This is a genomic window from Aquimixticola soesokkakensis, from assembly GCF_900172375.1.
Lineage (GTDB): Bacteria > Pseudomonadota > Alphaproteobacteria > Rhodobacterales > Rhodobacteraceae > Aquimixticola > Aquimixticola soesokkakensis.
Window position 1 is genome coordinate 157,862 of the sequence record NZ_FWFS01000009.1, and the last position, 21,898, is coordinate 179,759.

19 protein-coding genes are annotated in these 21,898 nt (G+C 62.8%); 14 read left to right on the forward strand and 5 right to left on the reverse strand.

Annotation, left to right across the window (positions count from 1 at the left end):
- Window positions 1–40: 40 nt before the first annotated feature.
- Together AQS8620_RS12555 and AQS8620_RS12560 are read right to left on the reverse strand one after the other, a co-directional pair.
- Window positions 41–808, reverse strand: a complete 768-nt coding sequence (locus AQS8620_RS12555) for a hypothetical protein (RefSeq protein WP_085837248.1) — start codon at window positions 806–808, stop codon at window positions 41–43.
- A 94-nt stretch (window positions 809–902) separates the two neighbouring features.
- Window positions 903–1,538 carry a TetR family transcriptional regulator C-terminal domain-containing protein gene (locus tag AQS8620_RS12560; RefSeq protein WP_085837249.1) on the reverse strand — a complete coding sequence of 212 codons (636 nt, stop codon included), beginning with the start codon at window positions 1,536–1,538 and terminating at the stop codon, window positions 903–905.
- Between the two features lie 259 nt (window positions 1,539–1,797).
- Between AQS8620_RS12560 and AQS8620_RS12565 the strand changes: the two genes are divergently transcribed.
- The 6 genes from AQS8620_RS12565 to AQS8620_RS12590 all read left to right on the forward strand — a co-directional run bounded on the left by AQS8620_RS12565 (window position 1,798) and on the right by AQS8620_RS12590 (window position 8,112).
- The gene (locus AQS8620_RS12565) at window positions 1,798–3,048 is read left to right on the forward strand and encodes a Zn-dependent hydrolase (protein WP_085837311.1); all 1,251 of its coding nucleotides are present in this window, start codon (window positions 1,798–1,800) and stop codon (window positions 3,046–3,048) included.
- A gap of 80 nt (window positions 3,049–3,128) precedes the next feature.
- Entirely contained in the window at window positions 3,129–4,580 is a 1,452-nt protein-coding gene (gene hydA, locus AQS8620_RS12570) for a dihydropyrimidinase (RefSeq protein WP_085837250.1), read from the forward strand.
- Between the two features lies 1 nt (window position 4,581).
- Window positions 4,582–5,358, forward strand: coding sequence for an ABC transporter ATP-binding protein (locus AQS8620_RS12575; RefSeq protein ID WP_085837251.1), 777 nt, complete (start codon window positions 4,582–4,584; stop codon window positions 5,356–5,358).
- Window positions 5,355–6,218, forward strand: coding sequence for an ABC transporter permease (locus tag AQS8620_RS12580; protein WP_085837252.1), 864 nt, complete (start codon window positions 5,355–5,357; stop codon window positions 6,216–6,218). Before AQS8620_RS12575 ends, AQS8620_RS12580 begins: the two co-directional genes overlap by 4 nt.
- On the forward strand, window positions 6,215–7,063 hold the full coding sequence (locus AQS8620_RS12585) for an ABC transporter permease (protein WP_085837253.1): 849 nt from the start codon (window positions 6,215–6,217) through the stop codon (window positions 7,061–7,063). The genes AQS8620_RS12580 and AQS8620_RS12585 overlap by 4 nt, the downstream gene beginning before the upstream one ends.
- A 65-nt stretch (window positions 7,064–7,128) precedes the next feature.
- Entirely contained in the window at window positions 7,129–8,112 is a 984-nt protein-coding gene (locus tag AQS8620_RS12590; protein WP_085837254.1) for an ABC transporter substrate-binding protein, read from the forward strand.
- Between the two features lie 48 nt (window positions 8,113–8,160).
- On the opposite strand, the gene AQS8620_RS12595 is transcribed toward AQS8620_RS12590, so the two are convergent.
- A complete protein-coding gene (locus AQS8620_RS12595; RefSeq protein ID WP_085837255.1) occupies window positions 8,161–9,015 on the reverse strand; it encodes a GNAT family N-acetyltransferase in 855 nt (284 codons plus the stop codon).
- A gap of 192 nt (window positions 9,016–9,207) precedes the next feature.
- Between AQS8620_RS12595 and AQS8620_RS12600 the strand changes: the two genes are divergently transcribed.
- The 7 genes from AQS8620_RS12600 (at window position 9,208) to AQS8620_RS12625 (ending at window position 18,861) form a co-directional block, all read left to right on the forward strand.
- Entirely contained in the window at window positions 9,208–10,575 is a 1,368-nt protein-coding gene (locus AQS8620_RS12600) for a helix-turn-helix domain-containing protein (protein WP_085837256.1), read from the forward strand.
- An 89-nt stretch (window positions 10,576–10,664) separates the two neighbouring features.
- Complete coding sequence (locus tag AQS8620_RS12605) at window positions 10,665–11,042, forward strand: response regulator transcription factor (protein WP_085837257.1); 378 nt, start codon at window positions 10,665–10,667, stop codon at window positions 11,040–11,042.
- 28 nt (window positions 11,043–11,070) lie between these two features.
- Window positions 11,071–11,493 carry a hypothetical protein gene (locus AQS8620_RS12610; protein ID WP_234990482.1) on the forward strand — a complete coding sequence of 141 codons (423 nt, stop codon included), beginning with the start codon at window positions 11,071–11,073 and terminating at the stop codon, window positions 11,491–11,493.
- A gap of 3 nt (window positions 11,494–11,496) precedes the next feature.
- Window positions 11,497–14,211: an ATP-binding protein gene (locus AQS8620_RS12615; RefSeq protein ID WP_085837258.1), complete on the forward strand. Its 2,715-nt coding sequence runs from the start codon at window positions 11,497–11,499 to the stop codon at window positions 14,209–14,211.
- A gap of 310 nt (window positions 14,212–14,521) precedes the next feature.
- Window positions 14,522–15,553 (forward strand): flagellar motor switch protein FliM, encoded by a 1,032-nt coding sequence (locus AQS8620_RS12620; protein WP_159453243.1) that lies wholly within the window; start codon window positions 14,522–14,524, stop codon window positions 15,551–15,553.
- A gap of 441 nt (window positions 15,554–15,994) precedes the next feature.
- Complete coding sequence (locus AQS8620_RS16910; RefSeq protein ID WP_143267517.1) at window positions 15,995–16,195, forward strand: hypothetical protein; 201 nt, start codon at window positions 15,995–15,997, stop codon at window positions 16,193–16,195.
- A gap of 536 nt (window positions 16,196–16,731) precedes the next feature.
- Window positions 16,732–18,861: an enoyl-CoA hydratase-related protein gene (locus tag AQS8620_RS12625; RefSeq protein ID WP_085837260.1), complete on the forward strand. Its 2,130-nt coding sequence runs from the start codon at window positions 16,732–16,734 to the stop codon at window positions 18,859–18,861.
- A 314-nt stretch (window positions 18,862–19,175) separates the two neighbouring features.
- On the opposite strand, the gene infC is transcribed toward AQS8620_RS12625, so the two are convergent.
- Complete coding sequence (infC, locus tag AQS8620_RS12630) at window positions 19,176–19,670, reverse strand: translation initiation factor IF-3 (protein WP_234990483.1); 495 nt, start codon at window positions 19,668–19,670, stop codon at window positions 19,176–19,178.
- Between the two features lie 302 nt (window positions 19,671–19,972).
- Between infC and AQS8620_RS12635 the strand changes: the two genes are divergently transcribed.
- Window positions 19,973–20,863, forward strand: coding sequence for a hypothetical protein (locus AQS8620_RS12635; protein ID WP_085837262.1), 891 nt, complete (start codon window positions 19,973–19,975; stop codon window positions 20,861–20,863).
- A gap of 176 nt (window positions 20,864–21,039) precedes the next feature.
- Here AQS8620_RS12635 and AQS8620_RS12640 read toward each other — a convergent pair whose 3' ends face one another.
- Complete coding sequence (locus tag AQS8620_RS12640; RefSeq protein ID WP_085837263.1) at window positions 21,040–21,879, reverse strand: ferredoxin--NADP reductase; 840 nt, start codon at window positions 21,877–21,879, stop codon at window positions 21,040–21,042.
- Between the last annotated feature and the right edge of the window lie 19 nt (window positions 21,880–21,898).

Here is a 21,898-nt window from a genome sequence, read left to right on the forward strand (position 1 = left end):
CGGATTCTGTCGCCGATGTGATTGGATGTGAAATATTGTTTTAGCCGTCCTGCGGTGCGGCCTGTTGCTGCGAGGCCTGCGGCACTTGCGCGGGCATAGCGGGGGCGGTGCTGGTAGGGGCAGGGGCGTCCACGGGTGCCGTCTCGCCTTGTGCGCGGGGGGGCTGTGTGGTCCCCGACGCAGTTGGCGTCGTGAGCCCTGTCGTGGTTGCCGACTGGGCGGCGGTCGCGCTGGCCTGCAGCCTGCTGGCTTCCCTGTCCAGAGCCTGCGCCTCGGCTGTGGCTTTGGCCGCGTCCTTGGTGGCAATGGCGGCGCTGTCGGCCTGGATTGCACGTTCGGATTCGATGCGCGCCAGAACGTTGCGCAGGTCGCTTTCCACCTCGAGGATCGAGGCCTGAAAGGCCGGTGTCGGGCCTGTTAACATGTCGGGATCGAAGCGTTCTGGGGGCGCGATGGCCTTGGCCATGGTGGACAGCGTGGCCGTTTCACCGTCAAGGCCGACAGTGCCACCGCGCGGCGTCAGGGCGCGCGGCGTCTGGCCAAGCGGCGTCTGGCCAAGCGGCGTGAGCGCGGTGCTATTTGTCGTCGCGCTGCCTGCGCGCAGCGTGTGTTTGGCCGCGACGCGCTGGCCGGTCAGATCACTGCCGTTGTGTTGACCGCCGCTTTCCCCGTGGCGCGCGGAGGTGCCGGCACCGCCGCTGCCCTGTGCGCCGCTGACGGCTGCGATGGCAAGTTTGGCCGCCTCTACAGGCTGGCGGAAGCTATTCGTTGTTTGACCAAGTGCAGACTGACTGAGTACGTCCAACATCGCCTTGCTCCTTTCCCCAAAGGAGCCCCCACGTTCATCCTAACGAGTATAGGGTAAAGACTGTCTTAAGAGAGAGGGGCAATCGAAAGCGTGGTTAATGCGCGGCGGAGGCGATCTGCGGGCGCAGCATGGCGCGATACATATGGTTGAGGAATGTTGCGGCCTCTTCAAAACGCGCGGTGCCTTTGTCGGGCAGAATTCCTTGGATCTGGGCGTCGAAATCGGCGTAATGCTGGGTGGTGGCCCAGATGGAAAAGATCAGATGATAGGGGTCAACGGGGGCCAATTTTCCTTGTGAAATCCAAGCGGTAATGACTTTTGCCTTTTCATCGACAAGGGTTTTCAGCTCGCCTTCGATCTGGTCCATGATATTGGGCGCGCCCTGCACGATTTCATTGGCAAACAGGCGGCTTTCGCGGGGAAATTCGCGCGCCATTTCCAGTTTGCGCAGCACATAGGCCAGAATTTCCTCGATGGGGTCGCCTTGGGCATCCATCTCGCGCAGCGGATCGAGCCAGGTTGTCATCAGCTCGGCAATCAGCGCGCGGTGAATGGCGACTTTGGAGGGGAAATAATACAACAGATTCGGCTTGGAGAGGCCTGCCTCGCTGGCGATCTGGTCCAATGTCGCCCCGCGAAACCCGTTTTGTGAAAAGACACCCAAGGCAGCATCCATGATGGTCTGGATATTCTTTTTCTGAATCCGCGTGCGGGGAGTGGGCAGGGGCATTTGTCTGTGTCGTCCTTAAGGATTGGGCGTTTTCCCCTATGATTGCCTAAAAATGCGTCGCATCAACAGGGGAAGCGTCAAAAAATGCTGAAAAACCGGCTTTGCCAAGAATTGAGGCAGTTCCCCCTTGTTGACCTGAGATGATTGCTTGTTAGCGTGTTCCTGACCAATTGGTCAAACCTGAGCGCCGCTTTGCGCGGAGCGCTTGGGGGCGATGCGCAAGACGGCAGGGGATGCCGCGATACAAAAAGGACAGGCTATGGCGGCTGCTGGCGAGAACCTCAAGATCAACAAGGACCGGCTGTGGGATGCGCTGATGGAGATGGCCAAAGTCGGCCCCGGTGTGGCGGGGGGCAACAACCGTCAGACCCTGACCGATGCGGACGCCGAGGGGCGCGCGCTGTTTCAGACATGGTGCGAAGCGGCGGGCTGCACCATGGGTGTGGATACGATGGGCAATATGTTTGCCACCCGCGCGGGCACCGATCCCGACGCCTTGCCGGTATATATGGGCAGCCATCTCGACACGCAGCCCACGGGTGGAAAATACGACGGTGTGCTTGGCGTTTTGGGCGGGCTTGAGGTGATGCGCACCTTGCAAGACCTTGATGTCAAAACAAAACATCCGATTGTTTTGACGAATTGGACCAATGAGGAGGGCACACGGTTTGCGCCGGCCATGCTGTCCTCGGGCGTGTTCGCCGGACTACACACGCAGGACTGGGCCTATAGCCGCCTGGACGCCGAGGGCAAAAGCTTTGGCGACGAATTGCAGCGGATCGGCTGGGTCGGAGATGAACAAGTGGGCGCGCGCAAGATGCACGCGATGTTCGAGCTGCACATCGAACAGGGGCCGATTCTGGAAGCCGAAGGGCGCGATATCGGCGTGGTCACCCACGGGCAGGGCCTGTGGTGGCTGGAAGTTACGGTGACCGGCAAGGACGCCCATACCGGTTCGACCCCGATGGATATGCGGGTGAATGCAGGGCTTGGCATGGCGCGGATGACCGAAGCCGTGCACCGGATCGCCATGGCCCAGCAACCCGATGCGGTGGGGGCAGTGGGGCATTGCGATGTCTATCCCAATTCGCGCAACGTGATCCCCGGCAAGGTCGTGTTCACCGTTGATTTCCGCTCGCCCGATCTGGAAAAACTGACCGCCATGCGTGTGGCCTTTGAAGAGCAGGCGGCTGAAATTGCACAAGATCTGGGTTTGGGGTTGAGCATTGAACCCTCGGGGCATTTCGATCCGGTCACTTTTGACGACACCTGTGTCAGCGCGGTGCGCAGCGCCGCCGAGACCTTGGGCTACAGCCATATGGATATCATTTCGGGCGCGGGCCACGATGCCTGCTGGATCAACCGCGTCGCGCCGACGGCGATGATCATGTGCCCCTGCGTGGACGGTCTGAGCCACAATGAGGCCGAAGAGATCAGCCCTGACTGGGCTGCGGCGGGGACGGATGTGTTGCTGCACGCGGTGCTGGAAACGGCGCAAGTGGTCGGCTGATTGCGGAATTTGGGTATTTTTATCCGAAAGAAGATGCAGGCCACCGCAGATGTGGCCGCAACCAACACGGGAGACGGAATATGAGAAAAGTCATCAAAAACGGCACGATTGTCACGGCCGATCTGACCTATAAGGCCGATGTGCTGATCGAGGAGGGCAAGATTTGCGCGATCGGGCCGGATCTTTCGGGCGACGAGGTGATTGATGCGGCAGGGTGCTACATCATGCCCGGCGGGATTGATCCGCACACCCATCTCGAGATGCCGTTTATGGGCACCTATTCCAGCGATGATTTTGCCTCTGGCACCAAGGCGGCGCTGGCGGGGGGCACCACGATGGTGGTGGATTTCGCGCTGCCCAATCCGGGCCAGAGCCTGCTCGATGCGCTGAAGGTTTGGGACAATAAATCCGCGCAGGCCGCCTGTGACTATTCGTTCCACATGGCGATCACATGGTGGGACGAGCAGGTGTTCGACGAGATGAAAGCCGTGACCGAGCGCGGGATCAACACGTTCAAGCACTTCATGGCCTACAAGGGCTCTTTGATGGTCAATGACGACGAGATGTTTTCCTCGTTCAAGCGCTGCGCGGAGCTGGGGGCGACGCCGCTTGTGCATGCCGAGAACGGCGATCTTGTGGCGGAAATGTCGGCCAAATTGCTGGCCGAGGGCAATACCGGTCCCGAGGCCCATGCCTATTCGCGGCCCGCGCAGGTGGAGGGTGAGGCGACCAACCGCGCCATCATGATTGCCGATATGGCCGGTGCGCCGCTTTACGTGGTGCATACCTCCTGCGAGGAAAGCCATGAGGCGATCCGGCGCGCAAAAATGAACGGCAAGCGGGTGTGGGGCGAGCCGCTGATCCAGCACCTCGTTCTGGATGAAAGCGAATATGCCCATCCCGATTGGGACCATGCCGCGCGGCGTGTGATGAGCCCGCCGTTTCGCGACAAAAAGCACCAAGACAGCCTCTGGGCGGGGCTTGCCAGCGGGACGCTGTCCTGTGTGGCGACCGATCACTGTGCCTTTACCACCGAGCAAAAGCGCTACGGGATTGGCGATTTTACCAAGATCCCCAATGGCACCGGCGGGCTTGAGGACCGGTTGCCGGTGCTCTGGAGCAAGGGGGTGAACACCGGCCGCATCACGATGAACGAATTTGTCGCCGTGACCTCGACCAATATTGCCAAAGTGTTGAACTGCTATCCGCAAAAGGGGGCGGTTCTGGTTGGCGCGGATGCGGATTTGGTGGTTTGGGACCCCGAGGCCACGAAAACCATCGCCGCAGATACGCAGGTTTCTGCCATTGATTACAACGTCTTCGAGGGAATCGAGGTTAAGGGGCTTCCCAAATACGTGTTGACGCGCGGTTTTGTGGCCGTCGATCAGGGCAGGCTTCAGGCCCAAGAAGGGCATGGGCAATTTGTGGCGCGCGACCCGAACGGCACCGTCAACACGGCCCTGTCGAAATGGAAAGACCTTACCGCGCCGCGTCCCGTTGTGCGCAGCGGCATTCCCGCAAGCGGGGTTTGAGGTGAAGACTCCTGTCATCAATGCCAAAGGCGTTTGCCTGACCTTTGAAACCAACGACGGGCCGGTACAGGCGCTCAAGGATGTCGATCTGGGCATCGAGCGGGGGGAATTCGTCAGCTTTATCGGCCCTTCGGGGTGCGGCAAGACGACGTTTTTGCGCTGCATCGCGGGATTGGAAGTGCCCACGGGCGGGACGCTGACAGTCAATGGCCTGACGCCCGACGAGGCCCGCAAGGCGCGCAGCTATGGCTATGTCTTTCAGGCCGCCGGGCTTTATCCGTGGCGCACGATTGCGGGCAACATCAAGTTGCCGCTGGAAATCATGGGCTATTCCAAGGCCGATCAGGAAAAGCGGGTGGAAAAGGTGCTGGGGCTGGTGGAGCTTGACAGCTTTGGCAAGAAATTTCCCTGGCAGCTGTCGGGGGGGATGCAGCAGCGCGCCTCGATTGCGCGCGCGCTGGCCTTTGATGCCGATATCTTGCTGATGGACGAGCCCTTCGGGGCGCTTGACGAGATCGTGCGCGACCATTTGAACGAGCAGCTTCTGGCGCTTTGGGCGCGCACCCAAAAGACCATCGGCTTTGTCACCCATTCCATTCCCGAGGCGGTCTATCTGTCGACGAAAATCGTGGTGATGAGCCCGCGCCCGGGTCGCATTGCCGAGGTGATCGAAAGCACGCTGCCGCGCGAACGCCCGCTTGATATTCGCGAAAGTCCCGAATTTATCGCGCTGGCGCACCGCGTGCGCGAGGGCCTGCGTGAAGGGCATGACGCATGACGAAAGTTGTGCCGGTTTTGACCGTGATTGTGGCGCTGGTGCTGATCTGGTACGCCGCCGCCGTGGGTATGAATGCGCAATGGGCCCGCGATCAGGCGGCGCGCGCCGAGACCACGCTTGGGTTTGGCGAACTGGTGGTCGATACCTGGTCGCAGGATCGCCCCGTTCTGCCCGCGCCCCATCAAGTGGCGCAGGGGCTCTATGACAGTGTTCTTGCGATCAAGCCGACCTCGAAACGCAGCCTTGTCTATCACGGCTGGATCACGCTGTCGGCCACTTTGGCGGGTTTCGGGATCGGGACCTTGGCGGGGATCGCCCTGGCGGTGGGGATCGTGCACAGCCGCGCCATGGATATGTCGGTGATGCCCTGGGCGATTGCAAGCCAGACCATCCCGATCCTCGCCATCGCGCCGATGATCATCGTGGTGCTCAATTCCATCGGCATTTCCGGTCTGCTGCCCAAAGCCATCATTTCCGCCTATCTGTCGTTCTTTCCGGTGGTGGTGGGGATGGTCAAAGGCCTGCGCGCGCCCGATGCGATGCAGCTTGACCAGATGCGCACCTGGTCGGCCACCAACAGCCAGACCTTCTGGCGGCTGCGCCTGCCCAGTTCGATGCCCTATCTGTTTGCCTCCCTGAAAGTGGCGATTGCCGCCGCTTTGGTCGGCACGATTGTGGCCGAATTGCCCGCAGGGGCCACGCGCGGTCTTGGCGCGCGCCTGTTGAGCGGCTCCTACTACGGGCAGACGGTGCAGATCTGGTCGGCACTCTTTGCGGCGGCGGCGCTGGCGGCGGCGCTTGTCGTCATCGTTGGTCTGATCGAGCGGGGCGTGTTGAAACGGATGGGGATGGCGCAATGAGCCTGTTGAAACTTCTGGTCGTGCTGGCGGTTTGGGGCGGGCTTTGGGCACTGAACGCACGGCTTGCGGCGCGCGGGCACCACATCCGTGCCATTCGCCTTGCCGTGCCGGTAATCTTTGGTCTGACGCTGGTGTTGCTGTGGGAAATGGTGGTGCGTCTGTTCGGCGTGTCCTCGGTGATCCTGCCCGCGCCCTCGGCCATCGCGCAGCGCTTTGCCGCCGAGACCCCGACGCTTTGGATCGACTTTGTGCAAACCATGCTCAAGGGCGCGCTGTCGGGCTATGTTCTGGGCTGCGGGGCGGCGTTCGTGACGGCGGTGTTGATCGACCGCTCGCCATTTTTGCAGGCGGGGCTGTTGCCGGTGGGCAATTTCGTTGCGGCCCTGCCGATTGTCGGCATCGCGCCGATCCTTGTGATGTGGTTCGGGTTCGATTGGCATTCCAAGGCGGCGGTCGTGGTGGTGATGGTGTTCTTTCCGGTGCTGGTGAACACGGTTGCAGGCTTGCAAGCGACAACCGCCATGCAGCGCGACCTGATGCACACCTATGCGGCAAGCTATTGGCAGGGGCTGGTCAAACTGCGCCTGCCGGCGGCGATGCCCTTTGTTTTCAACGGGCTGAAAATTGCGACAACGCTGGCGCTTATCGGGGCGATTGTTGCGGAATTTTTCGGCTCTCCCACCCGCGGGATGGGATTTCGCATCTCGACGGAGGTGGGGCGGCTTGGACTTGATATGGTCTGGGCGGAGATCACGGTGGCGGCTATCGCCGGCTCGGTTTTTTACGGGGCGGTGTCGCTGATCGAGAAAGGGGTGACCTTTTGGCACCCTTCGCAACGCGGATAAGCGCGAAGCGACCATAAAAGACGGGAAAACCCGTTTATTTTGCACAACTTGGAGGTTGTTTGGATATGAAAACGGTATTGGGTTCGGTCGCGGGTCTCGCGATGATGGCAGGGGGCGCATTTGCCGCCGATGAGGTCAATCTTCAGCTCAAATGGGTCACGCAGGCGCAATTTGCAGGCTATTATGTCGCGCTGGAAAAGGGCCTGTACGAGGCCGAGGATCTTGACGTCACCATCCTGCCCGGTGGTCCCGATGTGGCGCCGGTACAGGTGCTTTTGGGCGGCGGCGCGGATGTGATGGTTGACTGGATGCCCTCGGCGCTGGCCGCGCGCGAACAGGGGGCACCGGTGGTCAATATTGCCCAGCCCTATAAGGCGTCGGGCATGATGCTGACCTGTCTGAAAGAAAGCGGTGTGGAAAGCCCCGAGGATTTCCCCGATCACACGCTGGGTGTGTGGTTCTTTGGCAATGAATACCCCTTCCTGTCATGGATGAGCAAACTTGGCATCGCCACCGATGGGTCCGAGGGCGGTGTGACCGTGCTCAAGCAGGGCTTCAACGTCGATCCGCTGCTGCAAAAGCAGGCCGCGTGCATTTCGACCATGACCTACAACGAATATTGGCAGGTGATCGACGCGGGCATTTCCGAGGACGATCTGGTGACCTTCAAATATGAGGACGAAGGCGTCGCAACGCTGGAGGACGGTCTTTACGTTCTGGAAGAGAACCTGGAAGATCCTGAATTCAAAGATAAGATGGTGCGCTTTGTGAAAGCCTCCATGGCGGGTTGGAAATGGGCCGAGGAAAACCCTGACGAGGCCGCGATGATCGTGCTCGACTACGACGAAACCGGCGCACAGACCGAAGAGCATCAAAAACGCATGATGGGCGAAGTGGCGAAACTGACCGCAGGCTCGAACGGCGCGCTGGACGTTGCGGATTACGAACGCACGGTTGCGACCTTGATGGGCGGCGGTTCGGACCCTGTGATCACAATGGAACCCGAAGGGGCTTATACGTTGGAAATCACCGACGCGGCCCTGCAATAAAGGCTGGATGATTTGAGGCTGAAAGCGCGCTCCTCGGGGCGCGCTTTTTTACAACAGGCGGCTGCGCCCGAGGCTCTGCAGGCGCGCGCCGCTTTCGCGTTTGAAGCGCAAAAGCCCCGCCGCGCGCGGGTCCACGCGGCCAAGGTCGATCTGGACAACACCCGCCGCCGCCAGATCACAAGCCGCGCGCCACAGAATGGCGTTATGGGCATTGGCGCGGCGCGCGGCGTCGGGCGCATGACCGATCCAGTAGGTCGCCGTGTTTCCATGTTTCAAAAACAACATTTGCCCTCCCGCCGCCTCGTAAAGCCAGAGGGCGCGGGCATCGGCGTGATGCAGCGCGAGGGTGAATTCGGCCGGAAGGGCGCGGTAGTTGCGCGCCTTTTGCTGGGCCTTTTCGGCGCGCAGCAGCGGGGCGAGGCTTTCGGGGGTTGCGTTGAGGCGGGCGGGCGTCACGCGCGCGGTTTCGGATTTTACCAGGCGATTGCGCCACTTTTGATGCATCCTTGCGCGGATCGCTTCGGGCCCGCCGCGCAGGTCCAGCGTCGCGACCTGCGGTCCCGCAAGGGAGAGGCGGCGGCGGGGCGCGCCCCCTGCGTCTTGTGGGGTCATGAGGGTCAGGCGCGGCGTCGCGCACGACAGGGCCGCGCAGGTCTGGGACAGGGGGGCGTTGCCCGAGAGCGGGCCGCGCGAGGTAAGCCAGACAGGCACCCCCAATAGGGTGCGGGTTAAAAACTGCGCACCGGCAACGATGTCACCGGCTTCCCGCAGGGCAAGGCGCGTCATCGGACGGCCCACGGCCGCACAGGCCTGGGCGTAGAGGCTGCGCTGGGGCAGGGCGGCAAGATTGTGATCACAAAATTGCTGCCACTCGGAATCTTCGGGGTCGCGGTCGATGTCCATGGGGTATTCTAGCGCCAAAGAGCTGAAAACATGGTTAACGCGGTCCCAGTCCTGCGGCGCGTGGTGACAGGTGTCGGCCCCTCGGGCGCGTTGAAAATTATCGGGCAAATTCCCTGAATGCTTGCGTTTTTGTGTAAATTTCGGCTGAATAACTCCGGATAAGGTGTAAAGGCAGCCACAAAGGAGGCATTGATGGCGCGTTCAGCCCTGACAGGCACCCGAATCCGCGAACGGCGGTTGCTGGCGGGGATCAAGCAGGCGGCTCTGGCCCAGCAGGTCGGCATTTCACCTGCCTATCTCAACCTGATCGAACACAACCGGCGCAAGATTGGCGGCAAGCTGTTGGTCGCGCTGGCGCGCGGATTGCATGTCGATGTCGCCACCCTGACCGAAGGCGCGCAGACAGCGGTCATTGATGCGCTGCGCGAGGCCGGAGGCGCGCAGGCGCGCGATATTGCGGGCAGCGCGCCGGAACTGGACCGGCTTGAAGATTTCGCAGGGCGCTTTCCCGGTTGGGCGGATCTGATCGCCGCGCAGCGCCTGCGCATCACGGCGCTTGAACGCAATGTGGCGGCGCTGACGGATCGTCTGGCCCATGATCCCTATCTGTCGCAGGCGCTGCACGAGGTGCTGTCGATGGTCACGGCGGTGCGCGCCACCGCCGGAATTCTGGCCAATGGCGGCGAGATCGAGCGTGACTGGCAGCTGCGCTTTCACCGCAATATTTACGAGGATAGTCAAAGGCTTGCGCAGGGGGCGCAGGCGCTGGTGTCCTATCTTGATAGCGAGGGCAAAGAGGCGGTGGCCCTCTCGACACCGCTGGACGAGCTGGAAGGCTGGCTGGCTGCGCGCGACTATCATCTGGCCGAACTGGAGGGGGCCGATCCGGCGGGCGCGCCGCTGGAAACGGTGATGGCGCGTGAGGATGTGCGGGCGCTCGGTGGCGCGGCGCAAAGCCTGCTGCGCGCGGTTGCGGCGCAATATCTGTCTGACGCCCAAGCCATGCCCCTTGCGCCGCTCAGCGCGCAGATTGCCGCGCATCTGCCGCGAGACGGGCTTGATCCGGCACAGATCTGCGCGGCCTTTGGCACCTCCCTTGCGCAGGGGCTGCGCCGGTTGGCGGCTGTGCCTGCAACGGATCAAGGTCCGCTTGCGCAGCCGTTGGGCTTTGTCAGTTGCGACGGTTCGGGGACCGTTTTGCGGCGCAAGGGGATCGAGGGGTTCGCGCCGCCGCGCTTTGGTCCCACCTGTCCGCTCTGGCCGCTCTACGGGGCGTTGCAGCGCCCCATGCAGCCGCTGCGCCAGCGGGTGGCCTTGGCCGGGCAGGGCGAGCGGCGGTTTGTCGCCTTTGCCATCTGCGCGCCGCAGGGGGTGCAGGGGTTCAACCGTGCCACCGTCTGGGAGGCCGTCATGCTTTTGGTGCCCGAGGATCTGTTGCCCGCTGACCCTGCGCAGCCCCGTCGCGACGAGGTGCTCGAGGTGGGAACGACCTGCCGGCTGTGTCCCAAAGCAGACTGCGCCGCGCGCCGCGAGCCATCGGTGATTTCGGGGCCGCTGTGACGCGCGCTGCGACATCTTTGACAGGACCGGAACGAGGGGTGATAAAGGGCGGGACGCGCGGGGAGGCGTGGACGCGCAGGGAGAGCGGGATGCGGGTTTTACTGATCGAGGACGAGCCGAATATCACCGAGGCGCTGCGGTTTGTCTTGTCGCGCGACGGCTGGCTGGTGGACACGCATGCCGATGGCGCAACGGCCTTGCGCGCCATCGCGGATAAAGCACCCCAGGTGATCGTGCTGGATGTCATGCTGCCCAATCGCTCGGGGTTCGAGATTTTGCGCGATCTGCGCGCGCAGGGCTCATCGGTGCCGGTTTTAATGTTGACGGCGCGCGGGCAGCAACGCGACCGCGATCTGGCGCAGGCCGCAGGCGCGACCGCCTTTATGACCAAGCCCTTTTCCAACGCCGACATCGTGGCCGCATTGCGCGCATTGCGCCCCTCGGATGCGCCCCGAGTTAGCCCGTGACGGGGCGCCTGTGACCGAGAGCGGGACCGTGCCATCGAATGTTGCGCAAAACGCCCCGGCACCCGCGCCTGTCTTTTTGGCGCGCCGCAGCTATCGCCGCCGCCGCTTGATTGATGCGGCACGCCTGCTGCCGGTGGTTGCGGGGGGGCTGTTCTTTGTGCCGCTGATCTGGCAGGGCGCAGGAGAGCGCGCAGGAGAGGTCGCAGAAAAGGTCTCAGGCACGGGCGGCGGCGCAACGGGAGGTGTCACAACCGCCTGGGCCTATGTGCATGTCTTCGTGGTCTGGGGGGCGGTGATCCTTGCGGCGGGGCTGTTGTCGCGCGCCTTGCGCCGCTCGGACCCCCAAGCCGGATCGGCGGATGCGCGCGATCAAACCGGCTCCTATTCCGGCCCCGAGCGCCAGTCGCGCACCGGTAGCGCGCGCGATACCTTCTCTTCGGAAGGCACATAAAGAGTGGCCTTTAACACACTTGTTTCCGTTTGTTTTCTCTACGCCTGCTTCTTGTTTGCGGTTGCCTTTTGGGCGGAAAAGCGGGCCGAACGGGGGCGATTGGGATGGTTGCGCAGCCCCTTGGTCTACACATTGTCGCTGTCGGTATATTGCACCGCCTGGACCTTTTACGGCGCGGTGGGCTATGCGGCGCGCTCGGGGCTGGAATTTGCCACGATCTACATCGGGCCCACGCTGGTCATGGTGGGCTGGTGGTGGATTTTGCGCAAGCTGGTGCGCATCGGCCGCACGCATAAAATCACCTCCGTGGCCGATCTCATTTCCTCGCGCTACGGCAAATCGACGGCTCTGGGGGTGATCGTCACCCTCTTTGCGGTGATCGGCACCACGCCCTATATCGCGCTGCAACTACAGTCGGTGACGCAGGCCTTTGGCGTCTTTGCCTCTGCCGCGCCCGAAGGGTTCGGGCGCGTGGATTCCGAGGCCACGGGGCTGTATGTCGCGGGCGGATTGGCGCTGTTCACCATCCTGTTCGGCACCCGCAACCTTGATGCCAACGAACGCCACCACGGCGTTGTCATTGCCATTGCTCTGGAGGCGGTGGTCAAACTGGTCGCGCTGCTGGGGGTGGGGATTTTCACCGTCTGGGGCGTGGCGGGGGGCTTTGGCGATGTGATGGGGCGCATCGAGGCCTCGGGCTTTGCGACGCTCGATCTGATGCCCTCGCGCATGATCGGGCTGACCTTTCTGGCGGCGGCGGCCTTTTTGACCCTGCCACGGATGTTTCAGGTTCTGGTGGTGGAAAATGCCGACGAGCGTCACCTTTACACCGCTGCCTGGGCCTTTCCGCTCTATGTGATGCTGATGTCGCTTTTCGTGCTGCCGATCGCCGTTGTCGGCCTGCAGCATTTTGGCGCCGGCGCGAACCCTGACATGTTCGTCCTGACCCTGCCGCTGGACTTTGACCGCAACGCTCTGGCGATGCTGTCGTTTTTGGGCGGGTTTTCCTCGGCAACCTCGATGGTGATCGTGGCGGCGATTGCGCTGTCGACGATGGTGTCCAACCACATCGTGTTGCCGGTCTGGCTGTCGCTGACCCGCGACGAAGGGGATCGCCTGCGCGAGCCGGGCGATTTGCGCGCGCTGGTCCTGATGGCGCGGCGCCTGTCGATTTTGGGGGTGCTGGCGCTGGGGTATCTCTACTTCCAGCTGTCGGGCGGTTCGGGCGCGCTTGCGGCCATTGGGCTTGTGTCGTTTTCGGGCGTGGCGCAGGTGCTTCCGGCGATGCTGGGCGGGATTTTCTGGCGTGGAGCGACGCGCACGGGGGCGCTTGCAGGGCTGGTGGCGGGGTTTGCGATCTGGGCCTACACGCTGTTCCTGCCCTCCTTTGGCGAGGGCGCGGTGATGGGCGCGCAGATGCTTGCCCAGGGGCCGTTCGGCATCACCGCCTTGCGCCCCCAGGCCCTGTTCGGCCTTGCCGGGATCGATCCGGTGGTGCATGCGGTCATCTGGTCGATGCTGGTCAATACGGGCCTGTTCGTTGCCGTCTCGCTCGTCAGTTTCCCCGACCCGATCGAGCGGATGCAGGGCGCGCAATTCGTCAATGTCTTTGACCATTCCACCGCCGCGCGCAGCGATGTGGCCGACGGGATCGCCGCCGAAGACCTTTTGGTGCTGAGCCAGCGGATTCTGGGGCCCGTCAGCGCCCAGGACCTGTTCCAGCGCGCCGCCGCCGCCCAAGGAAACGCGGGATATCTGCCCGACCCGACGCGCGACTTTCTGGCCGAACTTGAGCGCGAACTGGCCGGATCTGTGGGCGCGGCCACGGCCCATGCGATGCTGGCACAGATCACTGGTGGCACGGTGGTCTCGGTCGAGGACCTGATGGCAGTGGCGGGCGAAACAGCGCAAATCATGGAATATTCCGCCCAGCTTGAGGCGAAATCGGCCGAATTGGCCCGCACCGCGCGCGCTCTGCGTCAGGCGAACGAAAAGCTCACGCTTTTGTCGATCCAGAAGGATGGGTTTCTCAGCCAGATCAGCCATGAATTGCGCACGCCGATGACCTCGATCCGCGCCTTTTCCGAGATCTTGCGCGAGGGCGACATCGAGGCTGCGGCACGCGCGCGTTACGCGGGCATCATCCACACCGAAGCCCAGCGTCTCACGCGCCTGCTTGACGATCTGCTCGACCTGTCCGTTCTCGAAAGCGGCACGGTGCGGCTGAATTGGGGGCGGTGCAATCTGCACGATGTGATCGAGCGGGCGGTGCAGGCGGCTTTGGGGGGAGAGCGCGCCACGGGGGTGACGGTGCAGCGCGCGGCGATGAGCGAACATGTGGCGCTGGAAACCGATGCCGACCGTCTGGCGCAGGTGTTTATCAACCTGGTGAGCAACGCGGCGAAATATTGCAATGCCCCCGCCGCCACGCTGCGGATCGCAACGCGCAAACATGTCGATGCGGCGGGTGTCGATTGGATCGAGGTGGATTTTATCGACAACGGTCAGGGAATCGCCGGAGCCGATCAGGCGGTGATTTTCGAAAAATTTTCGCGCGCGGGCGAAACGGTGCGCGCAGGGGGCGCAGGGCTTGGGTTGGCGATCTGTCGCGAAATCATGTCCAACCTCGGCGGCACGATCAGCTATGTGCCCGGACAGGGCGGCGCTGCCTTTCGCGTCGCGCTGCCGCGCCTGCGTCACGACAGGGGGCGGCGGTGACATCCCCCCCGCGTGCTCTTTCGCTAAAAGTTTAACGGTCGAAAGACTGTGTTAACGAAATTGCGGCTAAATACCTTCAAAGCAAGGAGGCGTGGGTGCGCCTCACCGTATCCACGGACACCGTACGGCCCCGCCCGAGCGACGCCAGTCACTCCTTTGCGGGCGCAATTGCGGGGATTTTCGCAACGATCCGGGCCCTTTGGTCAGGATCAAACCATGAGTAGTCGGTCGGCACATGAGTGATGAGGCAGCAATCACAGCCATGCGGCGCAAGGCAGGGGCAGGGCGACCTCCCCCCGAGGTGACCGCCATGTCTGCGACCAAGGCGCTGCGCCTGGAGGTCGCCAAGCAGGCCGAAGAGGTGCTGGGCATGGCCGCGTCGGTGATCGGGGTCGTGCAATCGCGCACCACCGTGACGCGCGTTGTCGATGAGGTGCCCGATCCGGGCATGTTGGTGTTGCTTGACGGCCCCGAAGGGGCCTACGGGCTTTGCACCCTTGATTGCAGCATGGTCGCCGGCATCATCGAAGCCGTGACCACGGGCACCGTCCTGCATTCGGCGAGCGAGGATCGAAAGCCCACTCAAACCGATGCTGTGATGTGTCGCGATTTCATCGACGCACTTTTGGCAAGCTTTGAGGTCACGGTACAAGAGGCCGCTGACCCGCCGCCTGTCGAGGGGTATCGCTATAGCACGATGCTTTCGGAAAAGCGCTCTATTTCCATGGCTTATGACGATATAGCCTATCGGATGTTCGAGATAAAAATCGATCTGGGCAGCGGGGCCAAGGAGGGGGTGATCCAGCTGGTCTTTCCCTATGAACGCCCGCTTCCCAAGCGCGAACCCGGCGAAACCGGCGAGTGGCAGCACAATTTTGAACAGGCCGTCCTCAAGACGCACGCAACGCTCGACACGGTGCTGCACCGTGTCAGCTTGCCGATCGAAACCATCAGCGAGCTGGAAGTCGATATGATGATTCCGATTCCGCGCGAAGCGCTGGCGCGGGTGGAGATTCTCGCGGACGGGCAGAAAATCAGCCGTGCAAAGCTGGGTCAGGTCAATGGGATGCGCGCGGTGCGGGTCACCTTGCTGGCAGCCGATGAAGACGACAGCGCGCAGGCAGGATTCGGCGCAGGGGTCGCAAGTCTGAATGCAGGCCCGGGCGGCGCAAGCGCCCTAAGCAGCCTTCCCGGCGCGATGCCCGCAGCCGCGCCCGCCCCACAGGACGCCCCGCTGCCGGACTTACCGGATTTACCCGACCTGCCAGACCTGCCTCCCCTTGGGGATCTGGGTGATTTTGGCGGTCTTGGCGACCTGCCGCCGCTCGACAGCCCAAGCTAGTCTCACAGCCGCTTTTGCCTGTTTCGCTGGGGGAATCATCCGCCGGTCGCGCCCGAAAACACGGCAAAGAGGCGCGCAATTGTGTCAATTGCCACAACACCGCTTGACCTGTGTCAAAGCCTGCCTGCAAGATATGACGAGGATGGGTCCTAAGGAGGGGACGTCCGGTATCCGATTTTGCCCTGTACGTTTGCACCCCCGCCAAGCCTTCACATCAGAGGCCTTTTGACGGGAAGACATGCGCCTTGGCGGGGGTAAATATCGGTTCGGGAAACACAGACGGCGCCCAGTCCGGCGCGGGCTTTCAAATGCCCCGCGCTGGCCGGAGCGCACAACCCAATGATGTATCCCGCGGGGAGGCGGGGCGCATCAGGCCAGTCTTGGCCAGTGTTCACCAGATCAGGGACGGGGCTGCGAAGGCCCCTGTCGGGAGAGATCATCATGCAGTTCAGCGACGATACCCAAGACCGCACGACTCCGATTCACCCCAAAACGTCAGGCCACGGCGGGCCGCATAGTGCAGCGCCCGCAACACCTGCGCCTTCTGCACCGCTGCGCGCCCGGGCAGACCGGTTTCGCCCGATGACGGCGGCAGAAGATCACGAGGATGAAGCCGAGCTGTGGGACAATTTGCCCGTTTAGAGGCCGGACAGCGTTGAAGAGTCCCGTATTGAAAAGAACAGCGGTGCTCAGCTTTAACAAACCAGTGTTATCAAACCAGCCTTAACAAACCAGTGTTGAACAAACCTGTGTGACAACAGACCGCCGGCCGCAGTGACGGCTGGCGGTAGATGCAGAGCAACAACGGCAAGGGGGGCGACGGGGCCAGCTTGGTCGCACCGTTTTGTGCGGCCACTCCAAGCCCCCCAATTCCAAGCCCCACAGTCCAAGCCCCGATCTGTCTTTCACCCCGTTCGCCCCGCGCGCGCGGGGCGCGTTTTGCGGTCCGCAGGAGCGTCGCGCAGCTTTTGCGGCACAGATCAGAGCCCCAAGCGCATGAAATCCTTGCGTTTCCCGCGTCCTCGCCTACAAAATAGGGTCAATTCGCGGCACAGACCGCGGCGGTAGGCGGTGCATCCGGTGCATCCGGTGCCTCCTGACCGCCACCACCGCGCGGCAGCGCAGGACAGAAACAGCGCTGGCATTTTTGCGGGCATCAACTGCGGGCAGGGTTGAACATGGCAGGACAGGTGACGCTTCGCATCGAGGATGGCGTGGCGCTGGTGGGGATCGACAATCCGCCAGCCAATGCGCTGAGCCGTGATATCCGCCGTGACCTGATCGCGGCGGTGCGCAATGCCATTGACGATCCTGTCGTCAGCGCGATCCTGATCGAGGGGCAGGGCACCACCTTTCCCTCCGGCCTCGATCAACGCGAATGGGGGCAAAACCTGTCGCCAAGCCTGAGCGCGCTGAACGCCGTGATCGAGGCCAGCCCCAAACCCGTCGTGGCCGCCCTTTCGGGCTCGGTGATCGAGGGCGGGCTGTCGCTTGCGCTGGCGTGTCATTACCGGATCGCCGGTCGCATGGCGCGGATGGGCTTTCCGGATGTGACGGTGGGATCGGTGCCGCAGGGCGGCGCAACCCAACGCCTCACACGTTTGATCGGTGTCGAGGCGGCCCTGGATTTGATGCTGGGGGGGCAACCGATCCCCGCGGCCGAAGCCCGGCGATTGGGGCTGGCGGATTTGGTCGCCACGGGGCGCTTGGGGCCGCAAGCCTTTGCTTATGCACGTGAATTGGGGCGCGAAATGGCACAGAGCGGCCTTGCGCCACGCCGCAGCTCTGCGCTTGGCGAGCATCTGCGCGACGGGGCGCAGATCATGGAACACCTGCGCAGGCGGCGCGATGCCCTGGCGCGGTCGCGGTTGCAAACCCCCGCGCGCATCATCGACTGCGTCGAAGCGGCGATGATGATGCCCTTCGACGGGGCGGTGGGCTTTGAGGAGACCAGTTTCGCCGACACGCTGACAGCGCCCCAAACCGAAGCCCTGCGCCATGCCTTCTTTGCCGAACGCCGCGCGGCGCGGGCGCAAGGCTTTGATCCCAAACAGGCGCGCAGCGTGGCACGGATGGGCCTCATCGGCACCAGCGCCCTCTCGACAGCCATGGCCATGCAGTTGCTCGAGAACGGGTTCGAGGTGGTGATGGTGGGCGCGGATGCCGATGCTCTGGTGCGGGCCCATCAGCGCATGGCGGCCTCCTACGAGCGCGCGGTGAAACTCGGCCAGTTGCGCCGTGAGGTGCTGGAGGCGCGACTTGAACGGTTCTCGACCTCGCTGGATGTGACGGCGATGCACGCAGCGGATATGGTGTTTTACGATGGCCATAGCACCAGCACGGCGGATCGCCCTGATCCCGAGGGGCTGGCGCAGCAGCTTTCGCCAAAGGCAATCGTGGTGCTGCTGACCGCGGGGCGTCAGGATTTTACCTTTGCGCACAGTGACCTGGACCCGCGCGTTGTCGGGTTGCATGTGTTTTCGCCCCTGCAACTGGTCCGCTGCGCCGAGCTGATCCGCTTTGTGCGGACCTCCGATGCGACGATGGCCACGCTGCACGCCGTGATGCGCAAGATGGGCAAGGCGGCGGTCTGTGTGAACGGCACGCCGGTTTTCGATGCCCCCGCACCGCAGCAAGGCGGGTCTGAGGCCCAAGGCCGCCCCGCTCAGGCTTTGATGCGGGCCGGATCGCGGATTGCGACCGCGCTCAATGATGCGATTGCGGCCGCGGTGGATGTGCTGCTGCTGATGGGCGCCACACCTTGGGATCTTGATCTGGCGCTGCGGGACTATGGCTTTGCCATCGGGCCCTGCGCCATGCTCGACAATGCCGGATTGTCCACCAACATGGGGGCGGTTGCGCGGCACTTGTTGCAGGAGGGGCGCGTCGGGCGCAGCCTTGAGGGCGGATTTTTGCGCTGGAGCACCGATCTGCGCAGCCCCGAGCGTGATCCTGAGGTGGAAGAGACCCTACACGCCATTCGCGCCGCCGCCGGGATCGAGGCTTACGCCTTTTCGCCGTCCGAAATTGTCGAGCGTGTGCTTGCGGCGATGGCAAATGCCGGTGCGCGATTGATGGGGGGACCGCTGGGGGCGCGGGCGATCGACATCGATATGGTGGCGCTGGTGGGCTTGGGCTTTCCGCGCTGGCGTGGCGGGCCGATGTGCCATGCCGATCAACTTGGGTTGCTCAGGATGCAAAAGCGCCTTCATGCCTATGGCGATGAAGCCCCCGATATTTGGGCGCCCGCACCCGCTTGGGCCGAGGCGATCAAAAACGGCCGCCATTTCATCGCCCGCGCTGTCTGACACAGGGACAGATCGTCGCCCCGCTTGACCCAGATCAAAGCAACGCCTGCCAAAACGCCCTAGACAGTGGACAGGCGCAGGGGCGGTTTTTCGCAGTCAGATCACCCCCTTGCGACGGGCGCGGCGCGCATGCGCGCCGCAGGTATCCTGCCTGTTGTGCGTGGGCAGCATACATCCTTGGCGTTGCGGGTCTGCGTTTCCCCCGCAACGCCCTTTTTTGCAGGACCAGCGGCGCAGGCAGCGCGACGGCGCGCATGAAAAAACCCCCGCGCGATGGCGCAGGGGTTTGACATCGCGGCAAACTGCCCGCGTCGTTATTTCTGGAGCGGCCCGATCATCATGACCATCTGGCGGCCTTCCATCTTGGGCATGTTCTCGACTTTGCCGATGTCTTTGACATCTTCTGACACGCGCTCAAGAAGCTGGCGACCCAAATCCTGGTGCGCCATTTCACGTCCCCGAAAACGCAGGGTGATTTTCACCTTGTCGCCCTCGTCGAGAAACTTGAACACCGAGCGCATCTTGACATCGTAGTCGTGGGTGTCGGTGCCCGGACGGAACTTGATCTCTTTGATCTCGATCGTCTTTTGCTTTTTGCGCGCCTCGGATTCCCGCTTTTGCTGTTCATATTTGAACTTGCCGAAGTCCATGATTTTACACACGGGCGGGGCAGCATTGGGGGAAATCTCGACGAGGTCGAGACCGGCTTCTTCAGCCATGGCAAGAGCGCGTGCCGGTGTGACAACACCGACGTTTTCGCCTTCTGCGCCGATGAGACGAACCTCGGGGCAGCGAATGCGGTCATTCACGCGGGGTCCAGTGTCACGGGTCGGCGGGGCGTTGTGGGGGCGACGGGCTATGATGCAGGTCCTTCAAGTTGTTAACGTATTCCGAGGCTGCAAAATAGGCCCCTTGGCCGCGATCTTCAAGGTCGGATTGTCATCAAGACGCGAAAATGCTGCCCTTTCGGGGCATCCGCTGCCAATTGGTCCAATGTGAGCGCTAAATTGTTCGCGTCACGGCTCCCACGTCTTTTCATCATGCCTGCGCCATGCCATATCCAAAGGGAGGGGGAACAGAACGTGTCCCCGATCTAGTGAGGATATTTTCGATGACGATGCGTATTTCGACCGGTGTTTTTGTTGCAGCGCTTGCCCTTGGTGTGGCCGGGTGTAAAGAAGACGCGCAAGAGGCGGCGGCAACCGTTTCAGAGACCGCAACCACCGCCACCGAGGCCGCAACGGATGCAACTGCCGAGGTGAGCGATGTTGTCAGCGACGCTGTGAGCGATGCGGCGACGGCCGCGGCCGATGCCGCGACGGCTGCCGCCGATGCGGCCAGCGATGCGGCAACGGCCGCCACGGATGCGGTTGAAGCCGCCGCCGATGCGGTCTCCGAAGCGGCCAGCGGCGCGGTGACGCAGGCCTCCGACGCGGCGCAAGAGGTTGGCGACGAAAGCGGCGAAGCGCTCGACACCACTGTGGACGCCACAAGCGATGCCGCCGCCCAAGCCGCAGATACGGCCGCGACCACAGCAAATGACGCCGCCGATGCGGCAGGCGAAGCCTCCGCCGAAGCCGCAACGGCGGCAACCGAGGCAGCGGCGGCTGCCGCCGATGCCGCAGAGTCGGCCACAGATTCGGCGTCGGACGCTGCAGCAACGGCGGCGCAAAGCGCGTCCGATGCCGCGGGTGAAGCGGCCAGCGCTGCGGCAACCGCCGCAGGTGCAGCCTCCGAGGCGGCCTCCGTCGCGACCGAAGCCGCCAATCAAGCCGCTGACAACGCCAGCACCGTCGAGGTGCCCGGCGCAGGTGAGGTGGCCGCAAGCCTCTTTACCGTGGACGGGTTTGATTACGACAAGGTCGTCGAGGTCGTGAACGCCTCTTCCCTTGAGGAACAGGCCAAAACCACCGTGCTGACGACCCTCGACAAGGTGCGCAACAATCCGATGCTGCTGGGCACCGCGCTCGACAAAGTCAAATCGCTGCTGATCCTTGAATAAGGCAACAGGTTGACATCACAAAAGGGCCGCCCCCAGGTGCGGCCCTTTTCTATGCGCTATTTTTGGCTTCTTTCGGATAAAAATACCCGATTTACGCGCGCAGACACGGGGCGCGCCACGCAAATAGGGGCGCGGCTGTGGCCACGCCCCTTTCTTGTCTCAAAACCGGCTGTCGATCAGTCCACAAAGGCCTTTTCGACCACATATTCTTTGGGGTCGGAATTGGCCCCCTCGCGCAGGCCGAAGCCATCAAGGATCACCATGATGTCCTTGTTGAACGCCAGGTTCCCACAGACCATACCGCGGTCCATTTCGGGGTTCATCGGCTCGATCCCGAGGTCTTTGAAAACCTTGCCCGAGGACAGGTTGTCAGTCACGCGGCCCATCTTGTGGAAATCTTCGCGCGTGGTGGTCGGGTAGTAGCGCAGCTTGCCGTTGACGATTTCCGACAGCATTTCGTCGGCATTCACATCCTCGACCAACTGGCGGCCATATTCCAGCTCGCCCACTTCCCGACAGGTGTGCATGAGGATGACTTCCTCAAACTTTTCATAGACTTCCGGGTCGCGGATCAGCGAGGCAAAGGGCGCGATGCCGGTGCCGGTCGCAAACATCCACAGACGTTTTCCGGGCAAAAGAGCATCCGTGACCAGCGTGCCCACGGGCTTGGGGCGCAGGATGATCTCGTCGCCGGGCTGGATATGTTGAAGGCGCGAGGTGAGGGGGCCGTCCTGCACCTTGATCGAGTAGAATTCCATTTCCTCGTCCCAGTTGGGGGAGGCGATGGAATAGGCGCGCAGCAGCGGTTTTTGTTTGCCGGTTTTGGGATCGGGGTCTTGCATCAATCCGATCATCACGAATTCACCCGAGCGAAAGCGCAGGCTCTGCGGGCGCTCGACGCGGAACGAAAACAGCTTGTCGGTCCAATGTTTTACAGACAGCACTTTGGCGCTGTCGGGCAGCTTGGGGGTCGGGCGGGCGGCGGGTGTATCGGTCACGGCGGCGGTCTCGGTCATATAAATTCAGGCGGGAGGT